The organism is Xanthomonas sp. NCPPB 3761 (assembly GCF_041475705.2).
Lineage (GTDB): Bacteria > Pseudomonadota > Gammaproteobacteria > Xanthomonadales > Xanthomonadaceae > Xanthomonas > Xanthomonas phaseoli.
Window position 1 is genome coordinate 1964044 of sequence record NZ_CM191262.1, and the last position, 18846, is coordinate 1982889.

Genomic DNA, 18846 nt, shown 5'->3' on the forward strand with positions numbered 1-18846 from the left:
TGGCGGTTCATGCGTGCTTGCCCGGCAAGACGCGACGCAGCAGGCCGTCGCGTAGGACCAGGTGATGCCAGAGCGCGGCGCCGATATGCAGCAGCACCAGCGCCAGCAGCGCCCAGGCCGCATTCAAGTGCCAGGTGCCCAGGGTGTCGCCAAGGTCGCCATCCGGCGCGACCAACGCGGGCAAGGGAACGCCGAAGAAAGACACTTGCTTGCCGTAGGCGCTGCTCAGCGACCAGCCCAGCAAGGGCAGTGCGAGCATCAGGCCGTACATCGCCAGATGCGTGGCGCCAGCGGCCAGGCGCATCGGCAGCGACGCGGGCGGGCCGGGCGGCAATCTGCGCAAACGCAGGCGCAACCCGACGCGTAATGCAAACAGCACCAGCACCAGCAAGCCAAAGTGGCGATGGCCTTCCAGCAGCCACTGACGCAGTGCACGGCCATCCAGCTCGGCGCGCAGCAGGATCAGCGTGGCGGCCATGGCCAGGCACAGCACGGTGAGCCAGTGCAGCACGCGCATCGCTTTGGGCAAGGGCAGCACGCGCGCAGCTGCGGGCGCCTGTTCTGCCAGGGGCACGGTGTCTGTGCCGTTGACGGGAGCGCTGGCGGGCGCCGGGGGGGAGGAGCGCATCTGATCTGTCTTCCGGTGGTGGTGGTTGGTTTCCGGCTGCGCATCGCGCGGCCAGGCCTGGCTCCCCACGCCGGCCGAACGGCGGCCAGGTGAACGTGCACCGATGGGTGCGGCGATGTCGGAAAAAGGTTGCGTCGTGATGGCGAATGGTTCGCACGTGCCGCACACCGAAGCGCTGCGCCAGGGTCGGCTGCGCTTGCGCGCACAGCGCTTCGCAGGGCCGCGGCCGCGCGCAACCTTTCGCGTCACCCGACGCACTCAGGCATGTCGCACTACGTGCAGTCAGCGGTTACGCCTCTCCGATCATGGCTATCGAACGCATCCAGTTGCATACCCACGGTGACGATCGCGGCCTGCTCATTTCATTGGAGCAGCAGCGCAATGTTCCGTTCGAGATCCGCCGCGTGTATTACCTGTTCGGCACGCGCCACGACGTGCACCGCGGCCAGCACGCGCATCGCCAGCTCAATCAATTCGCCGTGGCCTTGCACGGCTCGGTGACGATCCTGCTCGACGAAGGCCACGGCAATGGCCCCAGCGAAGTGGTGCTGGACGACCCATCGCAAGGCCTGCTGCTCGGCCGCATGGTGTGGCGCGACCTGTACCGCTTCAGTGCCGACTGCGTGCTGATGGTACTGGCCGACCAGCTTTACGATCCTGGCGATTACATCCTGGATTACGACCAGTTCGTGAGCGAAGTGCGCAATGGCACCGCGCTGCAAGCCCGCAGGCTGGAAGCATGAGCGCACCGAAGCAACTGGTGATTGTCGGCGCGGGCGAGTTCGCGCAGATCGCCTGCGAGTACTTCCAGCACGACAGCCACTACACGGTAGCGGCCTTCAGCGTGGAGCGCGCCTTTCTGCTGCAGCCCGCAGTGGCCGGGTTGCCCGTAGTGGCGTACGAAGAACTGGAGCAACGCTACCCGCCGCAAGACTACGCGGTGTTCGTGGCGATTCCTGCAACGCAACTCAATCGCCTGCGCACCCGTTTCTTCCAGGATGTGGTGCGGCGCGGCTATCACTGCGCGACGTATGTGAGCTCGCGCGCATTCGTCTGGCAAAACGCGCAGATCGGCGCCAACTGCTTCATCTTCGAGGGCAATGTCGTGCAGCCGTTCACCCGCATCGGCGACAACTGCGTATTGTGGAGCGGTAACCATATCGGCCACCGCACGGTGGTGCAGGATCATGTCTTCATTGCCTCGCATGCGGTGATTTCCGGCTATTGCGAGATCGGGCAGGGCAGCTTTATCGGGGTCAACGCCACGCTCAGCGACAAGGTGCGCATTGCCGCAGACAACGTCATCGGTGCCTGCGCGCTGGTGACGCGACATACCGAAGCCGAGCGCGTGTACGTGGGCTCGCCGGCACGCGCGGTGGCGGGCAGATCCAGCTTCGATGTGGAGCTCTGAGCGGTGTTTGCCTGGAAAAAACGCGGGCTGGTGTTCGATGTCGCCCGCCATGGGGTGGGCGGCTGGATGCACCATGCCGCACTGACGCCAACACCGCATCGCCTGTCTGCTCAGGTGCTGCGTGTGTACGCCGGCTTTCGCGATGCGCAGGGCGTGAGCCGGATCGGCTACGTGGATGTGCGCGCCGATGCGCCAACGCAGATCGTCGGCGTCAGCAAGCAGCCGGTGCTCGACATTGGCCGTGATGGGTGTTTCGACGACAACGGCATGATCCTGGGCGATGTGGTGGCCGGGCCGGACGGGCTGTACCTGTTCTATGTCGGCTTCCAGCGCGTGGCCAAGGCCAAGTTCCTCGCCTTCACCGGGCTGGCGGTGTCCTGCGATGGTGGCGAGAGCTTCCAGCGCCGGCAGGAAACGCCGCTGCTCGATCGCGCCCCGGGGCGCAGCACGATTGCCGCGGTGCATTCGGCACGCTACGACGATGGCCGCTGGCGGTTGTGGTACGCGGTGGGCGATGACTGGGAAACGATTGGCGGCCAACCGTATCCGCGTTACCACATCCGCTACGCACAGACCGACGACCTGCGTTGCATTCCCACCGACGATGTTGTGTGCCTGCGCCCACGCGGCGACGAATACCGCATCGGGCGTCCGCGCGTGTACCGGTTCGGCGCGCGCTACCTGATGTATTTCACCCGTGGCGACCTGAAGGGCGGCTACTTTCCCGGTATCGCCTTCAGTGGCGACGGGGTGCACTGGGACCGCAACGATCGCCGATTGGGGCTTGCATTGTCCGATGAAGGCTGGGATGCGCAGACGCTGTGCTACCCCGCCTTGATTCGGCACGGCGAGCGCGTGTTGATGTTCTACAACGGCAACGCGATGGGGCAGGCGGGCTTCGGCCTGGCAGAGGCGGCGTTGCCGGTTGCGTTACAGGGCTGCGATGTTTTCGGTTAGGTCTTACGTGCCGGGCGATGCGCCGGCGTGGGACGCCCTGGTGGCGTCATCGCGCAATGGCAATCTGCTGCATCGGCGGGACTATATGGACTATCACGCCGAGCGCTTCGTGGATGCGTCCGTGTTGGTTGAACGTGGGGACGCGGTGGTGGCGGTGCTCCCGGCCAATGTGCAGGGCAGTTGCGTCAGCAGCCACGCCGGGCTCACCTATGCCGGGCTGCTGTCGTCGATGGCGCTGCGTGCCGGCGCCACCTTGCAGGTGTTCGAGCAGATTGCCGCGCACTACCGCGCGCTCGGCGTGCGCGAGGTCATCTACAAGCCGGTGCCGCATATCTTTCATGCCTACCCGGCCGAAGAACAGCTGTACGCGCTGCATCGGCTGGGCGCACAGCTGTGCCGGCGCGATGTGTCGTCGGTGATTGCGCTACGCGAGCGGCCTGCATTCAGTGCCGAGCGGCGGCGTTCCATTGCCAAGGCGCGCAAGGCTGGGGTGCAGGTCCAGCGCGGGACCCAGCTCGTCGAATTCCATGCGCTGCTGACCCAGGTCCTGCAGCGGCATGGCGTGGCACCGACGCATCGGCTGGACGAGCTTCAACTGCTGCAACGCCGGTTCGCGCAGCAGATCGTGTTGCATGAAGCGCGCGCTGATGGGCAATTGGTCGCAGCCGCATTGGTCTTCGACTTCGGCCGCTGTGTGCATACCCAATACCTGGCGGTCTCCGAACAGGGCCGCCGGCTGGATGCGTTGAGCCTGCTGCTGGCCGACCTCATCACCGATGTCTACGCGCAGCGCGACTACTTCAGTTTCGGTATCTCCACCGAACAGGGTGGGCAGGTGCTCAACGAAGGTTTGGTGGAACAAAAGGAACGCTTCGGCGCGCGTGCCGTGGTGCAGGATGTCTATCGATGGTTGATGTAATGGATGTGCCTTTCCTGGATTTGCGTGCAGTCAATGCACGCTATGCCGATGCGCTCAAGACCGCAGCGGCGCGTGTCATCGATGCCGGCTGGTATGTGCTCGGCCAAGAGCTGGTCGCGTTCGAGGACGAATTCGCCAGTTATTGCGGCACCACGCAGGCAGTGGGCGTTGGCAATGGGCTGGATGCGTTGGCGTTGATCCTGCGGGGCTACCGTGAGCTGGGGGTCTTGCGAGAAGGCGACGAAATCATCGTGCCCGCCAACACCTTCATCGCGACATTCCTGGCGATCAGCCAGAACCATCTGGTGCTGGTGCCGGTCGAGCCGGACCCGGCCACGTTCAACATCGACCCGGCAAGGGTGGAGAAGGCGATCGGGCCCCGCACGCGCGCCATCATGGCAGTGCACCTGTATGGGCAGTTGGCTGAGATGCAGGCCCTGCAGATCCTGGCCCATCGCTACGGCCTGCTGCTGATCGAGGATGCCGCGCAAGCGCACGGGGCAAGCGTCCAGGGGCGGCGCGCCGGTGCCTTCGGCGATGCGGCGGCCTTCAGTTTCTTCCCGACCAAGAACCTGGGTGCACTGGGCGATGGCGGCGCAGTCACGACCTCGGATGCACGTCTGGCCGAGTGCATTCGCGCGCTGCGCAACTACGGCTCGGAAGTGAAGTATCACCATCTCTGCCAGGGGGTGAACTCGCGTCTGGATGAAATGCAGGCTGCGTTCCTGCGCGTCAAGCTGGGCTATCTGGAGGACGAAATCGCGCTGCGGCGCGCAGTGGCGCAGCGGTATCTGCACGGTATCTGCAACCCGCTGATCATGCTGCCCGCGCCGGTAGCCGAGCAGCAGCACGTCTGGCATCTGTTCGTGGTACGCAGCCCGCAGCGCGATGCCTTGCAGGCACATCTGTTGCGGCAGGGCATCCACACGCAGATCCATTACCCGGTGCCGCCGCACCGGCAGCCTGCATATGCCTCGCTGGGCGAGGCCTGCCTGCCGCTGAGCGAACAGCTGCACCGGGAAGTACTGAGCCTGCCGATGGGGCCGGCGTTGGACGATGCAGCAGTTGTGCAGGTGATCGCGGCCTGTCAATCGTTCGGCAGCAACACATGAATCTGGTGCGCAGCAGCGCCTACACCGGCGTTGCGACGCTGGCCAAGCTGCTGGCGGCATTGGTGGTGGTCAAGCTGGTCGCCGTCTACGCCGGTCCGCAGGGCGTGGGCCGGCTTGGCCAATTCCTCAACCTGATGTCGGTGCTGACGGTCCTGGCCGGTGGCGGCATCAGTGCCGGCATCGTCACGTCTGTGGCGCAGTACCGCGACGATGCGCCCGCGTTGGCGCGCTTGCTGAGTGCGGCGCTCTCATACGCATTCTGCGCGGCCTGCGTGATCGCACTGCTGGCGATGGTGTTCAGTGGAGCGATTGCCGAGCGCCTGCTGGGCGATGCGAGCTACCGCCCGCTGATCTGCGTGTTGGCAGTCGCGCAACTGGGAATCGCACTGCTCAATTACACACTGGCACTGATCAACGGCTTCATGGATGTACGGCGGCTCGCCTTCGTGCAGGTGACAGGCGCCGTGCTGAGCGTTGCCTTGGTGGCGTGGCTCTCCAGCCGGGCGCAATTGCATGGGGCGCTATTGGCGCTGGTCCTGGGGCAGGTGCTGTGGCTGCTGGCGGCGGTCCCTGCGCTGCGGCGCAGCCCCTATTTTCAGCCTGCAATGTGGCGGATGCGCTTTGACGCGCAGATGATCCGTCGGCTGGCGGCATTTTCGCTGATGACGCTCACCTCGACACTGGTGTCGCAGCTGGTGACCATCGCGGTGCGCCATCATCTGGCGCTGCGGTTCGGTTGGGAGCAGGTGGGCTACTGGCAGGCGGTCAGCCGGGTCTCCGATGCCTATCTGCTGTTCTTCACCACCGCCATCAACGTGTACTACCTGCCCAAGCTGGCATCGCTGCAAGACGCTGCGGGTCTGGGCAGCGAGCTGCGCAGCGCGTATCGCTACGTCATGCCGGCGGTGATCGTGGTGGCGCTGGGCGTGTATGTAGGCCGCGATTGGGTGACTTGGCTACTGTTCGATACGCAATTTGCCGCTGCGGCGCCCTTGTACGGCCCGCAGCTGCTGGGCGATGTCATCAAGATCGCGGCGTTCGTGCTGTCGTACGTGATGCTGGCCAAGGCGATGACGCGGCTGTTCGTGATCTCCGAATGCGTGTTCGCAGCGAGCTATCTGGCGCTGGTGTACGTGTTCACCGCGTGGTTCGGGCTGATCGGTGCGATGTACGCCTTCGCCGCCAACTACGTGCTGTATCTGTCGTTCAACATCGTGGTGGTGCGACGCTATCTGGAGCGGGCAGCATGAACGATCAGGCGCCGGTATCGGCACGTGCACGCTGGCCGTTGGTGTCGGTGCTGATTCCGGCGTTCAATCATGCGCGTTTCGTGCAGCGTTGCCTGGACAGCGTCCTGGAAGACCCGTACCCATGCAAGGAGATCGTGATCATCGATGATGGCTCCAGCGATGCCACTGGCGAAAAGATCAGCCAGTGGATCAGCGAGTATGGGCATCGGCTACCGGTGCACTTCGTGCAACGCGAGAATCGGGGAGTTGCCGCCACCCTCAACGAACTGGCATTGCGTGCGCGGGGAGAGTATCTGCGGCTTGGTGCAAGCGACGATTACTTGTTGCCCGGCGGGCTGGACGCGCAGGTACGCTATCTGCGCGGACATCCGCAAAAGCTTGCGGTGATCGGCGATGCCCGCGTGGTCGATGCGCATGGCCAATTGCTGCATGGCAGCGCCATGCGCGATCTGCATCGGGTTGACAAGAACCTGTACTGCTCCGAGTCCGGCATCCGGCATGCGGTGATACGCCAGTGGGCAGTCGGTGGCGCGGTGACGCTGCTACGGCGCAGTGCGTTCGACGCGCGCAGCGGCTGGAACGAGTCGCTACGAATCGAAGACTGGGATTTCTTCCTGCGCCTGGCTGCAGGCGATGCGCTGGGCTTCATCGATCTGCCGGTATGCGCCTACCGCCTGCATGGCGGCAACCTCAGCAAGACCGCAAACGTGCCGGCACGCATCGCCAACCTGAGCGAATCGCGGCAAGTGGCGTTGCGCTGCGCAGCGTTGTTCGATGCGCCCGATCGCACACTGCTGCATGCGCAGGCGCGCTACATCGCAGCCAAGGTGGAATTCCTGCGGCGCCGGCCGCACCGTGTAGCCGCGCATCTAGTGGCCTATGCATGGTTGTCGCTGTCTGCCAGATGGCGTCCGAAACGTGCCGCGCGTGCGGTGGAGCTTGCATGAGCGCACTGTTGCGCCGCCCGGCAACCTATCTGGCATTACCCATGTTGCTCAGCTGCGCGTTGACGTGGCTGACCTATGCGCTACCCGACGGCTACCTGGCAGGCATCGTGCTGCTGGCGCTTGCGGCAGCGGCCACCTTCGCGCTCGACGCGCTGCTGCGCACACAGCTGCCGTCGGTCGAGCGCTTTCGCCACTACCGTTACGCCGGTACCCGCGATGCATTTCTGGCGATGGGGCTGGCCGTGGCGGTGACGGTGTTCTGTATCGCCGACGTGCTGTTGTTTCCCATTCCGTTGTTCAGCGATCCAGCGTCGTACGCCACCTTGAGCCCTGCGCGTGCGCATGTGCGGCACATCTCCAATATGTGCTGGATCCTGCTACCGATCGCCCTGCTGTGCGTGCGCCATCGCGGCTTGCGTGCGGCGATGGTGACGTTGGGGTTTGTATTTCCCATCGTGGTGATCGATCGCAACCGCATCTTCGCTGGCCTGTTCTCCTTCGTGCTGGTGATGCTGTTGCGGCGCGACCCGGCGCGTCGGCTGCCGTGGAAGACCATCGGCCTGCTGGTGCTGGCCGGTGGTGGCGTGTTTTCGATGCTCGGCGCGTTGCGCTCCGGTTCTATGGCCACCGTGGCGTTGCCGTTCAGTGCGTTCTACCGTGCCATGCCGCAGGGCGTGCAATGGCTGCTGCTCTACATCAGCGCAGGGCCTTATAACTTCGGTGCGATGTTGGCCAAGGGCTACGTCAACGCCAGCTTTCTGGTCAATCAACTGGTGCCGTTCAGTGGTTCGATCGCCACTGCCGGCACCAGCATTCCGCTGGACGCGCCCAATATCAATGTCGGCACCGAGTTCTTCCCGTTCCTGATGGCGTGGGGCGCCGCCGGTGCCTTGCTTGCGCTATTGGCCTTGTACGCCGGGCTGGTCTGGAGTGTGCGCCGGCTCCATGGCTCGCTGTCGATCTTTCACGTGCTGATCTTCCTGCGTATCGCCTATGCCTGCCTGATGTCGCCCTTTGCGCCACAGGCGTTCACCTGGACCAACTTCGGCTTCATCGCGCTGTGCCTGGTGCTGCATGTCTGCACGGTGCTGTTGCCCAGCCGCCTGTCCCCACATCCGTCTGCCGCGTAAGCGTGCAGCACGCCATTCATCGCCCCGTTGCAGAGCCGCGCCCATGCATCAACACGACGAAATCTACCTGATCGACCTGTGGCGCATCCTGCGCCGGGAATGGCGCTGGGCAGCGGCAGCGCTGCTCGTGGTGCTGGGCCTGACCTTCGCCTTCACCCGCCTGGCCAAACCGCAATGGGAGGCCACCGCGTGGATCCAGGTGGGCGAAATCGGCCCGACCCCTGCTGGCCGCGACCCCAAGGTCGAACCGTTTCAGCGCGTGATCGATCGCATGAAAACGCGGCTGTTTCAGGATGCGGTGCTGCGTCAGGCGCAGGTGCCGCTCGATGGCCGCGCCGCGCAGCTGTATCGCGGCAGCCTGAAGCCGGACCCCGACCCGTACGCCAACCTGATCGGCGTGACCATCCGCGCCGAGTCGGCGCAGCAGGCACGCACGCTGGCCATGGCCACCGTCACCCAGCTGCGGATGCTGCACGGCGACACCAACGCAGCTGCGCTGGAGCTTGCGCGCGCACGCCTGCAAGGCTTGAGCGAGGATCTACGCGCAGCCACCAGCAATCGCGAGCAGCTGCAGCGGCAGTTGCAGGCCGGGCAGGGAGCGGCTTCGGCCACACCCACGCAGGTACTGGCGGGCGTATTGCTGACCGACAGCAACACCACGATTCGCGCCTTGAAGAGCGAGCGCGACGACCTGGTTGCCCGGCTCACCACGCGTTACACCTACCAGACCTCGCTGGCGTGGCCACTGTACGTGCCCGACCGCCAGGCATTTCCGAACGCGATCACGGCTTGGGCAGCGGGCCTGCTTGCCGGGGCGGGACTGAGCGTGCTGGCCGCGGTGCTGCGCAATGCGGTGCGTCGTCGTGCGCGGACTCGTGCACCGGTTGGTGCGTGACGCTGCAGTGGGACCTTGGCGCAACCCGGGCGAATGGGTTTGCGCAAGCAGCAGGCCCCGGGCGATATGAGAACGAAGGTGAAGCCGTGCATCGCATGTGTCGCGGTAGCCAATGCCGGCATGTCGGGTGTGATTGCCTGAGCCAGCTCGGCCACCATCCACCGCGCTGCAACCAAACCGGCACCATCGCGCACTCACGGGTCTATCAAACGATGCCGCGTTGGGCGTTGCGACCGGAGAGCGTGGTGAAAACATCAGGACGGGTCTGGGAGGCTGCGCATGTCGTCACTCAGTGAGCATGCGGCGCGGGGCGGCACGGTCGCGCCGGAGCAACTGCTGGAAACGCAACGTGCGTTCGACAGCGTTGCTCCAGACTACGATGGCCCCCGCGGCAACAACGCGCTGATCCAGCGCATGCGCACCACGCTGTGGGACACGGTCGCGAGCGAGTTGCCGGTGGGGTCGCGGCTGGTCGATCTGGGCTGCGGTACCGGCCTGGATGCTGGCGAATTCGCACGCCGCGGATATTCCGTGCTGGCCACCGACTGGTCGCCGGCAATGGTCGAGCGCACCCGCCAGCGCGCTGCCACGCACGGGCTGCAAGAACGCCTCACCGCCGCACATGTCGGCATCCAGCAACTCGATCGGCTGGAGGGCAGCTTCGATGGCATGTACTCCAACTTCGGCCCGCTCAATTGCGCGCCGGATCTGCCGGCCGTCGCCGCGCAATGCGCGCGCCTGCTGCGCCCGGACGGCTGCCTGGTGTTTTCGGTGATCGGACGGATCTGCCCGTGGGAAATCGGCCATTACGCCTTGCGCGGGCGCTTCAGGCGCGCGGCGGTGCGTGCCGCCAAGGGGGCAATTGCGGTGGGCATGAACGGCCACACCATCTGGACCTGGTACCACCTGCCGCGGGAGTTCTACCGCGCATTCGAAAAGCATTTCGTGCTGGAAAGCTATCGCGCCTTGAGCCTGTTCCTGCCGCCACCGTATCTGGTGGAGTTTTGCGAGCGCAATCCACGCCTGTCCGAGCGCCTGGGACGCTGCGACGACCGGTGGGGCGGGCTGCCATTGCTGCGCGACACGGGCGATCACTTCCTGATCGTGATGCGCAAGCGCTGAGGGGAGCGGTCGATGGCCATGGCCGATGTCTGCCTGCACGGCGCACGCGCGATCACCCAGGCGGGTCTCTCGCGTGCCGCAGTGACCATCCGTGCGGGGCGCTTCGGCGGCACGCTCGGCGCCGGTACCGTGCGCATGGATCTGCAAGGGCATGTTTTGGCGCCAGGCCTGATCAATGCGCACGAACATCTGCAGGTCAACTGCGTACCGCCGCTGCCGCAGGCCGCACCGTTCCGCAACAGCTATGCGTGGATCGAGGCATTTCAAGCGCATTTTCAGCATCCGGACGTGGCCGCCGCACTGCGCGTGCCCAAGGCGGTACGGCTGCGCCATGGTGGTCTGAAAAACCTGTTGGCCGGCGCCACCTGCGTGGCCCAGCACGATCCATGGCAAGCCGCGCTGGATGAAGGCAACTTCCCGGTGAGCCTGCTGCGCGACTTCGGCTGGAGCTACGCGTTGGGCTGGACAGGCTACGGCCCGCCCGTACAACACAGCTTTGCCGCGACGCTGCCAGCGCACCCCTGGATGATCCATCTGGCCGAAGGCACCGATGCGGTGGCGCGTGCCGAGCTCGACGAACTCGACCGGCTCGGCTGCTTGGCCGCCAACACGGTGTTGATCCACGGCGTGGGCATGGGTGAACAAGATATCGAGCGGGTGATCGCGCGTGGCGCAGCCGTGGTGTGGTGTCCTTCCAGCAACCAGGCGCTGCTCGGCCGCACGCTCGATCCCTGGCGCTTGTGCATGGCCGGCCGGCTGGCGCTGGGCAACGATTCGCGCGTCAGCGGCGCGCGCGACCTGCTGGAAGAGCTGCGGATCGCCAGCGCGAGCGGGCTGGCACCGGACCAACTGCTTGGCATGGTCACCGGTGACGCCGCGCGCATCCTGCGCATGCCGACGCGTGGGCGCCTTGCGCCTGAAGCCATTGCAGATGTGTTGATCGTGCGCGACCGCGGTGGCGAGCCTGCCAGCAGCATCATCGGTTGCACGCGCAGCGACCTGCGTGCGGTGATTCGCGATGGCAAGCCGCGCATCGCCGATCCGGATTTTGCAGCGTGGTTCGACGCGGCCGGCATCCAGACGGTGCCGGTGTTGCTGGATGGACGGCCAAAATTGCTCGATGCCGCGCTGGCCGATCCGGCGGTGCTGGCGCTCGAACCCGGTCTTCAGCTTGTAACGCAGGAACAGCCGGCGCAGGCCGCCGCGCAGGTGACTCACGCGCTGGCTGCCAACGGGGCGCTTGCATGAGCGCAGTGCCGGTGCTCGAGCCAGCTGCCGCTTACGCGCTGTGGGCGCAGGCGTATCCACCGCACGCGCACAACCCGGTGATGCTGGCCGAAGAGCGCGCCATGCTCGCATTGATGCCGGCCAGCCTGCAGGGCCAGCACGTGCTGGACGCCGGCTGCGGCAGCGGCCGCTACATGCTGCATGCATTGCGCCGTGGCGCCCGGCGAGTGACCGGGGTCGATCTGTCGCCGCAGATGCTGCACCGTGCCGGTGCCGAGCTCGCACAGGACTGGCCGGCCGCACGCATCGCCTTGCAACAAGGCAGCCTGGATCATCTGCCGCTGGCCGATACGGTGGCCGACCTGAGCGTGTGCGGTCTGGTGGTGGGACACCTGCAACAGTTGTGGCCGGCGCTGGAAGAACTGCATCGCGTCACCCGTGTCGGCGGCATCGTGCTGTGCAGCGACGTCCATCCGATCGGCCACGCACTGGGCTGGCGGCGCGACTTCAAGGCCGATGGGCAGCGCTATGCGGTCCGCCATACCCAGCATCTCTACAGCCACTGGCATTGGGCATGCACCGCACTCGGGTTCGCGATCGAAGCCGTCTCCGAGCCGATGCTGGACCCCGCGGACATCCCGGCCGATGCGCGTTTCGACCAGATGGCGTTGCAGGTGCCGGTTGCGCTGGTGCTACGGCTGAGACGGGTCGCGTGAGCAGGATCTTGAACGCCGCAGTGGCGTCCTGTGCGTTGGGGAGTGCCCATCAGCGGCACGCTGCGGCCGCAGCGGTACACGGCAGCGACGTTGCGTCGATCTGCGTTCAAACACTGCCGGCCCAATGAGCCTGCACGTCGCACACCTGAACCTGGTTCCCACGCCCGATGGCCTGAGCGCGGAGCAGGTATTCGCCCAATGGCCATCGTTGGCAGACATCGCCGAAGCTGTCGCCAGTGCTGGCGTGCAGGTGTCGGTGATCCAGGCCTCTGCCTTGGACACCCGGATGCGCCGCGCGGGCGTGGACTACCGCTTCGCCGATCTGCACCAGCGTGGCAGCGCAGTCCGCGCGCGTACGCTTGCTGCATTGCTGCACGAGATCGCTGCCGATGTGCTGCATGTGCACGGTCTGGAATTTGCCGGCGACGCGCAGCGCCTGGCGTGCCTGCTGCCGCAGTTGCCGATCCTGCTGCAGGATCATGCCAACCGGCCACCACGCTGGTGGGCCAGACGCCTGTGGCGCGCACGCTACGCGGCCGCAGCCGGCATCGCGTTTACTTCGCTGGAGCTGGCGCAGCCGTTCGTGCGTGCGCGCCTGTTTCGCCGCAGCACGCAGCTGTTTGCCATCCCAGAATCCAGCAGCCGCTTTACCGCTGGCGACCGATTGCAGGCACGCGAGCAGACGCGCGTGCACGGCGACCCATGTGTGGTGTGGATCGGCCATTTCAGTCCAGCCAAGGACCCGCTCTGTGTACTCGACGCGGTGGCCATGGCGGCGCGTCTGTTGCCCGGTCTGCGGTTATGGTGCGTGTTCGACCAGGCGCCACTGCTGGCGCAGGTGCAGCAGCGCCTGCGTGCCGACCCACAGCTTGCCCGATGCGTCCACTTGCTCGGCAAGGTCGAGCACGCACGCGTGCAGGAACTGCTGCGTGCGGCGGATGTATTCGTGTCTGCCAGCCATGCAGAAAGTTGCGGTTATGCTGCACTGGAAGCCTACGCCTGCGGGTGCCTGCCGCTGCTGACGGCCATTCCATCGTTTCGTGCGCTCAGCGATGACGGCGCAGTGGGCGAGTTGTGGCCGGTCGGCGATGCATCGGCATTGTCGGAACTGTTGCTGCGCGTCAGTCGGCAATGCCCCTCGCGTGCACAGGTACGCGCCCATTTCGACGCGCGCCTGTCGTTTGCCGCGGTGGGCCGGCGCTGGGCGCAGGCTTATGCGCAATTACGCACGACCCCGCCGGAGCGCACTGCATGAAGCTGGCATTGGTGGTGCCAGGTGGGGTGGATCGGAGCGGGGAAGTCCGCGTGATCCCGGTGTTCCTGACCTTGATCGAGTGGCTGGCACGCAGCCATGACGTACACGTGTTCGTGCTGCATCAAGAGCCGCAACCGGGCACCTGGCACCTGCGCGGTGCCACGGTGCATAACATCGGCGCGCGCCGCACGCGGCTGCGCGCGATTGCCGCCATCTGCGATGAGCACCGGCGCGCACCGTTCGCCGTGATTCAGGCGATTTTTTCCGGCTACTGCAGCTTGATCGCGGTGACCGCCGCCAAGCTGTTGCGCCGTCCGAGCGTGGTGCATATCGCCGGCGGCGAGCTGATCGCCCTGCATCGCATCGGTTATGGCGGCCGCCGCAAATGGCGCGGGCGTCTGCGCGAGGCGGTGATCCTGCGGCTTGCCGACCAGGTCACGGCGGCCAGCGCGCCCATCATCGATTCGCTGCAGGCACTGGGCATCGCTGCGCAACGCGTGCCGCTGGGCGTGGATCTGCGCGCCTGGCCACCGGCAGCGCCGCGCGCCCGCACCGGGCCGACCGCGCGCCTGCTGCATGTGGCAAGCCTCAATCCGGTCAAGGATCAGGCCACCTTGTTGCAGGCAATGGCCGCGCTCAAGCGCGCCGGCGTTGCCTTCACCCTGGACATGGTGGGCGTCGACACCTTGGACGGTGCCATGCAGCGCCTGGTGCAGCAGCTCGGCCTGCAGCAACAGGTGCGTTTCCTCGGCTTCAAGACCCAGCGCGCGTTGCGTCCGATCATGCTGTCGGCCGATCTGCTGGTGCTGTCCTCGCTGCACGAAGCCGGGCCGCTGGTGCTGCTGGAGGCTGCCGTTGCGGGGATTCCTACGGTAGGAACTGCGGTGGGGCATCTGGTCGAATGGGCTCCTGCCTGCGCATTGGCGGTGCCGCTGGGCGACTGGGCCGGAATGGCAGAGGCCATCCGCCAGGTCCTCGGCGACGACGAACTGCGCTTGCGCCTTGCCTGGGCGGCGCAGTGCCGCGCCGTGCGCGAAGATGCTGCATTGACCACGCGCCTGTTCGAGCAGGTGTATCGCCAGCTGTGCGAGCAGCGGCCGCTGCCTCACCTGCGCTGATGTGCGCGGCAAGGCAGGGCGCTATCGTCGGTGATCTCGTGCGCCCGTGCTTCGAGTGAGGAGCATGCTGGCGACAACAGTCCTTGGTGCAGGCTTACGCCGGCTGCAGATAGCCATCCAGTGCCGCACGCACCACGTACAACATGTCTGTGCGCGGCACCGGTCTGGTCAGGCGCGTCACCAAGCGCCGCGCCTGGGTGTGGCGCACCCACGGCTGGTCCTGCAGCCATAGTTGGGTCTGCAGCATGTCGGCGCGCTCCCTGCGGCTTTCTGCCGAAGGCACCACACGGCTGTGCAGATACTGCCGGGCTTCGGCCAACGAACGCGACCATTCGATACCCGGCAGCGCCGATAACCAAAGATTCGAGCACGATGCGGCAGTGAGCGTTTGCCGGGCTGCTCGCATGCGCAGCAGCGCAGGACAGTCGGCATGCAGGCGCGCCATCACCGCGGCCGGCACCACAGCGCGGTAATAACGCTGCAGCAACAACAGTGGCGGCAACGCCCACCATGGCGGCATGGCGCTGTCTTCCCACAAGTGCTCCCAATCGCGCGGGCCCATGCGCGTTGCCAGCAATGCAAGGTCATGCAGATGCATCAGGCGAATGGTGCGGTGGCAGATGCCGCCGGCCGCATGCAGCAGCAGATGACACATCAATGCGCCGATCGATGGATAGGGGTTCAAGCCCGGTTGCGGCCGCTCCGGCTGGATTCTTGCGGTGATTTCCACAGTCCGCACCGGCAAGCGCTCCTGGATGCGCGTGTGCAGCTCGATATTGATCGGCGCATCGCGGTGTTCGCCCAGCCCGGCCACTGCCTCGCCGTGCTGCGGCTTGAAGACCTGGTGCTTCCACTGCTGGAAGGAAGCGACATAGCCGAGTTCGCACAACAACGCCGCCGCTGCCGGCGCGTCGTCGGGTTCCACCAGCAAATCGAGATCGGCCATTGGGCGGTCGCCAGGCAGATACACCCCCAGTCGATGCAAGGCGGTGCCCTTCAGACCCACCAGCGCGATGCCCACGTTGCGGGCAGCGGCATCGATACGCGTCAGCAGCAGCGCAATACGCCGATGGCGGTCCTCGACATGGCTGCGCTGTTCGCCCAGGAAGGCATTCCATTCGGCGTTCTGCCACAACGAGCGGCGCTGCAACAGTGGCGAAATGCCGTGCGCGGCCGCCGCCGCTGCCGCCAGCTGCCACTGCAGCCGGTCCCATTGCGGCACTGCATCGCCCGGCTGGGCGAGCTCCACAGCCAGCCGTTCGGTCGCCGTGTGCAGGCGGTGCTTGATGGTGCGAAGGGAAGGGGGCATGCGCGTGGTCCGGTCAGACAAAGTGTCGAAGGAAGCGTGTGGGAACGATCGAGCGCTAGCCCACCAGGACGGTGCGCAGTTGCCGTGGCTGATGCGCAGCACTGGGGGGCATCGGCTCGCTGCGGTGCCGGCTTTCACCGGCGATCAAGGCAGACCAGCGTGCTTCCAGTTGCTCCGACGCCTGCGCGAACGCATCCGCCGTCATCGCAGCACGCGCCTGTTGCAGATCGACCTGTGTGTGCAGCAGATCGCGGACGCTGCGATAGAACTCGGAGTCGTACGCCCCACGGAACATCATCGCCAGGTCGTCGCTATCCTGCCAATGCGTCTTGCTGCCCAGCTGATTCTTCACTTCCTCGTAGAACTTGGTGCCGGGCAGGGGATACGACACGCTGACTCCGATGATGTCCGGATTGGCCTGCGTCACCAGTGCGCGCGTGGCCAGGATGTCGTCGAGCTCCTCGCCCAGATAGCCCAGCTGGATGAAGAAGCCCACGCGGATGCCGTGCGTTCCCAGGTGCTCGCGCGCGGCAATGACCTCGCCGACCTGGGTGCCCTTGGTCATCTTGTCGAGAATGCGCTGGCTGCCGCTTTCCGCGCCGATCCAGGCCTCCACGCAACCGGCGCGCGCCAAGGCTGCGGCCATGCGTTCGCTGGCAAGGTCGGCGCGGGTCTGGATGGTGAAGGGAACCGTGCCATCGGCATCGCACAAGTGCTGCGCAAAGGTCTCCACCCAATCGATATGGAAGCCGAAGATGTCGTCGGCCATCCAGATATGGTCGGGGCGAAAACTGCGTTTGAGGTGAATCATTTCGGCGGCCACCTCTTCGGCGCCACGCCGCTTGTAGTGATTGCCCCAGATCGGCTTGGCGCACCAGTTGCAACGGAATGGGCAACCGCGCGAGGCGGCCATGTTCAAGCTGAAATGGCCATGCCGTTGTTGCCAGAAGTGCCGGTAGCGCGGCATGTCGACCAGGTCCCATGCCGGCAGGCCGCTCAGGCGTGCGTCCGGTGGTTGCGCGCCGGGGTGCACGCGCGTTGCCGCCGGCTGGCTGGCGGCAATTTGCGCAACCCCTGCCAGCCAATGCTCAGTGTCGATATCCGGCGTCGCTTCGATGCGTTCCAGCAACGAGATCAACGGGGCGATGCCTTCGCCGATCAACACCGCATGCGCGCCTGCGGCCAGGAACGCGTCCGGGTTGTCGGACGCATCCGAGCCGGCCACCAGCACGCGGCAGCCGGCGGCACGGGCCTGCGCGATCATGCGGCAGGCAGCCTCGCGCATCCGGCTCAGGCACATCTTGGTGAGGAAGTTGAAGTTGTCTTCGTAGAACACCACCAGCTCCGGCCGCGCAGCGTGCAGCGCAGCGGTGTAGTCCTCTACATCGTCGGCCAGCATGGCATCGAACAAGCTCACTGCATGCCCACGTTCGCGCAGCAGCGCTGCGATCTGCAGCGTTGCCAATGGCGGATACGGCTTGCCGCGCTCCCATTGCTTGGGGTCGTAACGCAGGAAATACGAATGACTGACCTGGATCTTTACCATCTGCACAAGGCTCTCGTTCTCTCGCCAGGCGGGCGCAGCAGCGGCGTGCGCAGGTACCGGCATTCGGCTCGGCAGTAGGTGCGCATGCATGGGGCTTTGGTTGCGTCGCGTTGCATGCGGGCACGGCTTGGGCGAGGCAACCTTTCTGCTAAAACGCGGCACCCATCGGCTGATTCAATGCATCGGATGAAGGCATGCCGCAGTCGGCTGCACGGGCGCAACACACGTCGTTGAGCGATGGCTCCGCTGCCATCGCCACACAGGCAGCCGTAGCGGCAGATCCGTTCGGCGAACATCGTCCGCGGCGGTTGGGCGTGCGCCGGCAGATTCTCGGGGCGCTGTTCCATTTCCAGAGCGATAGCCAAGCATTGTTGGCGCTTGTCGATGCCGCCTACGCGGGTTTGCCTGCGCATCGGCTGCCGGGCGCTCCGGAATTTCATGTCACGCTGGACCTGCTGCCGCGTGCGCCGGGCCGCACCGATGCCGAGCCGCCACCGGTGCGCACGCACGCCAGCGGCGGCCTGCTGTGTGGTGTCATGGACGCCTGCAATTACCTGATGCTCTCGGTGCCACAGCGCCGCGCGATGCTGGTGGTGTCCGAGGACATGCTTGCCCACGCGTATCACGTACGTTACGAATTGATCGAATTCGCCGTGTTCCTGCTGGCTGCGCGCGGCATTGGGCTGGTGCCACTGCATGGTGCTTGTGTGGGGCACCGCGGACGCAGCGTGTTACTGCTTGGCGCCAGCGGTGCGGGCAAATCGACCTTGGTCTTGCACAGCCTGTTGCATGGGCTGGACGTTGTCGCCGAAGACGGTGTCTTTGTGGCACCCGATAGCCTGCTCACCACCGGTGTGGCCAATTTCCTGCACCTGCGTGCCGAAGCGCTGGGCCTGGTCGATGCGCCCACGCGTGCGTGGATCAGCGCATCGCCAGTGATCCGGCGCCGCAGCGGCGTAGAAAAATTCGAGGTCGATCTCCGCCATCGCCACGCGCATCTCGCGCCCAAGCCCATGCAGTTGCATGCGGTCGTGATGGTGTCCAGGAAGCCTGCCATCGCATCGGCACAGCGCCTGATCGCGGTGCCTGGCGAGCACGTCGCCGCCTGCCTGGCCCACGATCAACCCTACGCCGCCTGTCAGCCCGGCTGGCAGCGCTTTGTCGAACAGGTGCAGCGCATCGGCATGTTCACCTTGCACCGCGGCACGCATCCGCAGGCATCGGTGGATGCGCTGCTGCAGCTGTTGCAATGAGTGGTTGTCTGCAAGCGTGCTGGAACGCCATCGGCCGGCAGATCCTCATCG

The 18846-nt window shown here is 65.7% G+C and carries 18 protein-coding genes; 15 read left to right on the forward strand and 3 right to left on the reverse strand.

Going from position 1 to position 18846, the window contains the following annotated elements; translation table 11 throughout:
- Positions 1-7: 7 nt before the first annotated feature.
- The gene (locus ACCQ00_RS08680; protein ID WP_244668661.1) at positions 8-628 is read right to left on the reverse strand and encodes a cytochrome b; all 621 of its coding nucleotides are present in this window, start codon (positions 626-628) and stop codon (positions 8-10) included.
- Positions 629-933: 305 nt separating this feature from the next.
- On the opposite strand from ACCQ00_RS08680, the gene ACCQ00_RS08685 reads away from it, so the two are divergent.
- The 14 genes from ACCQ00_RS08685 to ACCQ00_RS08750 all read left to right on the forward strand — a co-directional run bounded on the left by ACCQ00_RS08685 (position 934) and on the right by ACCQ00_RS08750 (position 14687).
- Positions 934-1371: a sugar 3,4-ketoisomerase gene (locus ACCQ00_RS08685; RefSeq protein WP_039583821.1), complete on the forward strand. Its 438-nt coding sequence runs from the start codon at positions 934-936 to the stop codon at positions 1369-1371.
- Positions 1368-2039: an acetyltransferase gene (locus tag ACCQ00_RS08690; protein ID WP_372354108.1), complete on the forward strand. Its 672-nt coding sequence runs from the start codon at positions 1368-1370 to the stop codon at positions 2037-2039. The genes ACCQ00_RS08685 and ACCQ00_RS08690 overlap by 4 nt, the downstream gene beginning before the upstream one ends.
- Before the next feature lie 3 nt (positions 2040-2042).
- Complete coding sequence (locus ACCQ00_RS08695) at positions 2043-2996, forward strand: glycoside hydrolase family protein (protein ID WP_039569319.1); 954 nt, start codon at positions 2043-2045, stop codon at positions 2994-2996.
- Positions 2997-3003: 7 nt separating this feature from the next.
- Positions 3004-3915: a GNAT family N-acetyltransferase gene (locus tag ACCQ00_RS08700; protein ID WP_080948792.1), complete on the forward strand. Its 912-nt coding sequence runs from the start codon at positions 3004-3006 to the stop codon at positions 3913-3915.
- Entirely contained in the window at positions 3903-5027 is a 1125-nt protein-coding gene (locus ACCQ00_RS08705; RefSeq protein WP_080948791.1) for a DegT/DnrJ/EryC1/StrS family aminotransferase, read from the forward strand. Before ACCQ00_RS08700 ends, ACCQ00_RS08705 begins: the two co-directional genes overlap by 13 nt.
- On the forward strand, positions 5024-6277 hold the full coding sequence (locus ACCQ00_RS08710; RefSeq protein WP_039569328.1) for an O-antigen translocase: 1254 nt from the start codon (positions 5024-5026) through the stop codon (positions 6275-6277). Before ACCQ00_RS08705 ends, ACCQ00_RS08710 begins: the two co-directional genes overlap by 4 nt.
- The gene (locus ACCQ00_RS08715; protein WP_039569329.1) at positions 6274-7224 is read left to right on the forward strand and encodes a glycosyltransferase; all 951 of its coding nucleotides are present in this window, start codon (positions 6274-6276) and stop codon (positions 7222-7224) included. Before ACCQ00_RS08710 ends, ACCQ00_RS08715 begins: the two co-directional genes overlap by 4 nt.
- Positions 7221-8354: a hypothetical protein gene (locus ACCQ00_RS08720; RefSeq protein ID WP_039569332.1), complete on the forward strand. Its 1134-nt coding sequence runs from the start codon at positions 7221-7223 to the stop codon at positions 8352-8354. Before ACCQ00_RS08715 ends, ACCQ00_RS08720 begins: the two co-directional genes overlap by 4 nt.
- A gap of 43 nt (positions 8355-8397) precedes the next feature.
- Positions 8398-9249, forward strand: coding sequence for a Wzz/FepE/Etk N-terminal domain-containing protein (locus ACCQ00_RS08725; RefSeq protein WP_017155073.1), 852 nt, complete (start codon positions 8398-8400; stop codon positions 9247-9249).
- Between the two features lie 279 nt (positions 9250-9528).
- Complete coding sequence (locus tag ACCQ00_RS08730) at positions 9529-10371, forward strand: class I SAM-dependent methyltransferase (RefSeq protein WP_039569334.1); 843 nt, start codon at positions 9529-9531, stop codon at positions 10369-10371.
- A 12-nt stretch (positions 10372-10383) separates the two neighbouring features.
- Entirely contained in the window at positions 10384-11619 is a 1236-nt protein-coding gene (locus tag ACCQ00_RS08735) for an amidohydrolase family protein (protein ID WP_039569338.1), read from the forward strand.
- Entirely contained in the window at positions 11616-12314 is a 699-nt protein-coding gene (locus ACCQ00_RS08740) for a class I SAM-dependent methyltransferase (RefSeq protein WP_017155076.1), read from the forward strand. The genes ACCQ00_RS08735 and ACCQ00_RS08740 overlap by 4 nt, the downstream gene beginning before the upstream one ends.
- A 124-nt stretch (positions 12315-12438) precedes the next feature.
- Positions 12439-13569: a glycosyltransferase family 4 protein gene (locus tag ACCQ00_RS08745; protein WP_039583822.1), complete on the forward strand. Its 1131-nt coding sequence runs from the start codon at positions 12439-12441 to the stop codon at positions 13567-13569.
- On the forward strand, positions 13566-14687 hold the full coding sequence (locus tag ACCQ00_RS08750; RefSeq protein WP_017155078.1) for a glycosyltransferase family 4 protein: 1122 nt from the start codon (positions 13566-13568) through the stop codon (positions 14685-14687). Before ACCQ00_RS08745 ends, ACCQ00_RS08750 begins: the two co-directional genes overlap by 4 nt.
- A gap of 94 nt (positions 14688-14781) precedes the next feature.
- Here ACCQ00_RS08750 and ACCQ00_RS08755 read toward each other — a convergent pair whose 3' ends face one another.
- Together ACCQ00_RS08755 and ACCQ00_RS08760 are read right to left on the reverse strand one after the other, a co-directional pair.
- Complete coding sequence (locus ACCQ00_RS08755) at positions 14782-15996, reverse strand: nucleotidyltransferase family protein (protein ID WP_039569346.1); 1215 nt, start codon at positions 15994-15996, stop codon at positions 14782-14784.
- 55 nt (positions 15997-16051) lie between these two features.
- Positions 16052-17605, reverse strand: coding sequence for a B12-binding domain-containing radical SAM protein (locus ACCQ00_RS08760; protein ID WP_039569347.1), 1554 nt, complete (start codon positions 17603-17605; stop codon positions 16052-16054).
- A gap of 131 nt (positions 17606-17736) precedes the next feature.
- Between ACCQ00_RS08760 and ACCQ00_RS08765 the strand changes: the two genes are divergently transcribed.
- The gene (locus ACCQ00_RS08765) at positions 17737-18795 is read left to right on the forward strand and encodes a phosphoenolpyruvate carboxykinase (ATP) (RefSeq protein WP_039569349.1); all 1059 of its coding nucleotides are present in this window, start codon (positions 17737-17739) and stop codon (positions 18793-18795) included.
- The last annotated feature ends 51 nt before the right edge of the window (positions 18796-18846 follow it).

Coding starts and splice junctions, on each gene's coding strand:
- ACCQ00_RS08680 (WP_244668661.1), bottom strand. CDS start 628: ATGCGCTCCTCCCCCCCGGCGCCCGCCAGCGCTCCCGTCAACGGCACA.
- ACCQ00_RS08685 (WP_039583821.1), top strand. CDS start 934: ATGGCTATCGAACGCATCCAGTTGCATACCCACGGTGACGATCGCGGC.
- ACCQ00_RS08690 (WP_372354108.1), top strand. CDS start 1,368: ATGAGCGCACCGAAGCAACTGGTGATTGTCGGCGCGGGCGAGTTCGCG.
- ACCQ00_RS08705 (WP_080948791.1), top strand. CDS start 3,903: ATGGTTGATGTAATGGATGTGCCTTTCCTGGATTTGCGTGCAGTCAAT.
- ACCQ00_RS08710 (WP_039569328.1), top strand. CDS start 5,024: ATGAATCTGGTGCGCAGCAGCGCCTACACCGGCGTTGCGACGCTGGCC.
- ACCQ00_RS08715 (WP_039569329.1), top strand. CDS start 6,274: ATGAACGATCAGGCGCCGGTATCGGCACGTGCACGCTGGCCGTTGGTG.
- ACCQ00_RS08720 (WP_039569332.1), top strand. CDS start 7,221: ATGAGCGCACTGTTGCGCCGCCCGGCAACCTATCTGGCATTACCCATG.
- ACCQ00_RS08725 (WP_017155073.1), top strand. CDS start 8,398: ATGCATCAACACGACGAAATCTACCTGATCGACCTGTGGCGCATCCTG.
- ACCQ00_RS08730 (WP_039569334.1), top strand. CDS start 9,529: ATGTCGTCACTCAGTGAGCATGCGGCGCGGGGCGGCACGGTCGCGCCG.
- ACCQ00_RS08735 (WP_039569338.1), top strand. CDS start 10,384: ATGGCCATGGCCGATGTCTGCCTGCACGGCGCACGCGCGATCACCCAG.
- ACCQ00_RS08740 (WP_017155076.1), top strand. CDS start 11,616: ATGAGCGCAGTGCCGGTGCTCGAGCCAGCTGCCGCTTACGCGCTGTGG.
- ACCQ00_RS08745 (WP_039583822.1), top strand. CDS start 12,439: ATGAGCCTGCACGTCGCACACCTGAACCTGGTTCCCACGCCCGATGGC.
- ACCQ00_RS08750 (WP_017155078.1), top strand. CDS start 13,566: ATGAAGCTGGCATTGGTGGTGCCAGGTGGGGTGGATCGGAGCGGGGAA.
- ACCQ00_RS08755 (WP_039569346.1), bottom strand. CDS start 15,996: ATGCCCCCTTCCCTTCGCACCATCAAGCACCGCCTGCACACGGCGACC.
- ACCQ00_RS08760 (WP_039569347.1), bottom strand. CDS start 17,605: ATGCCGGTACCTGCGCACGCCGCTGCTGCGCCCGCCTGGCGAGAGAAC.
- ACCQ00_RS08765 (WP_039569349.1), top strand. CDS start 17,737: ATGCCGCAGTCGGCTGCACGGGCGCAACACACGTCGTTGAGCGATGGC.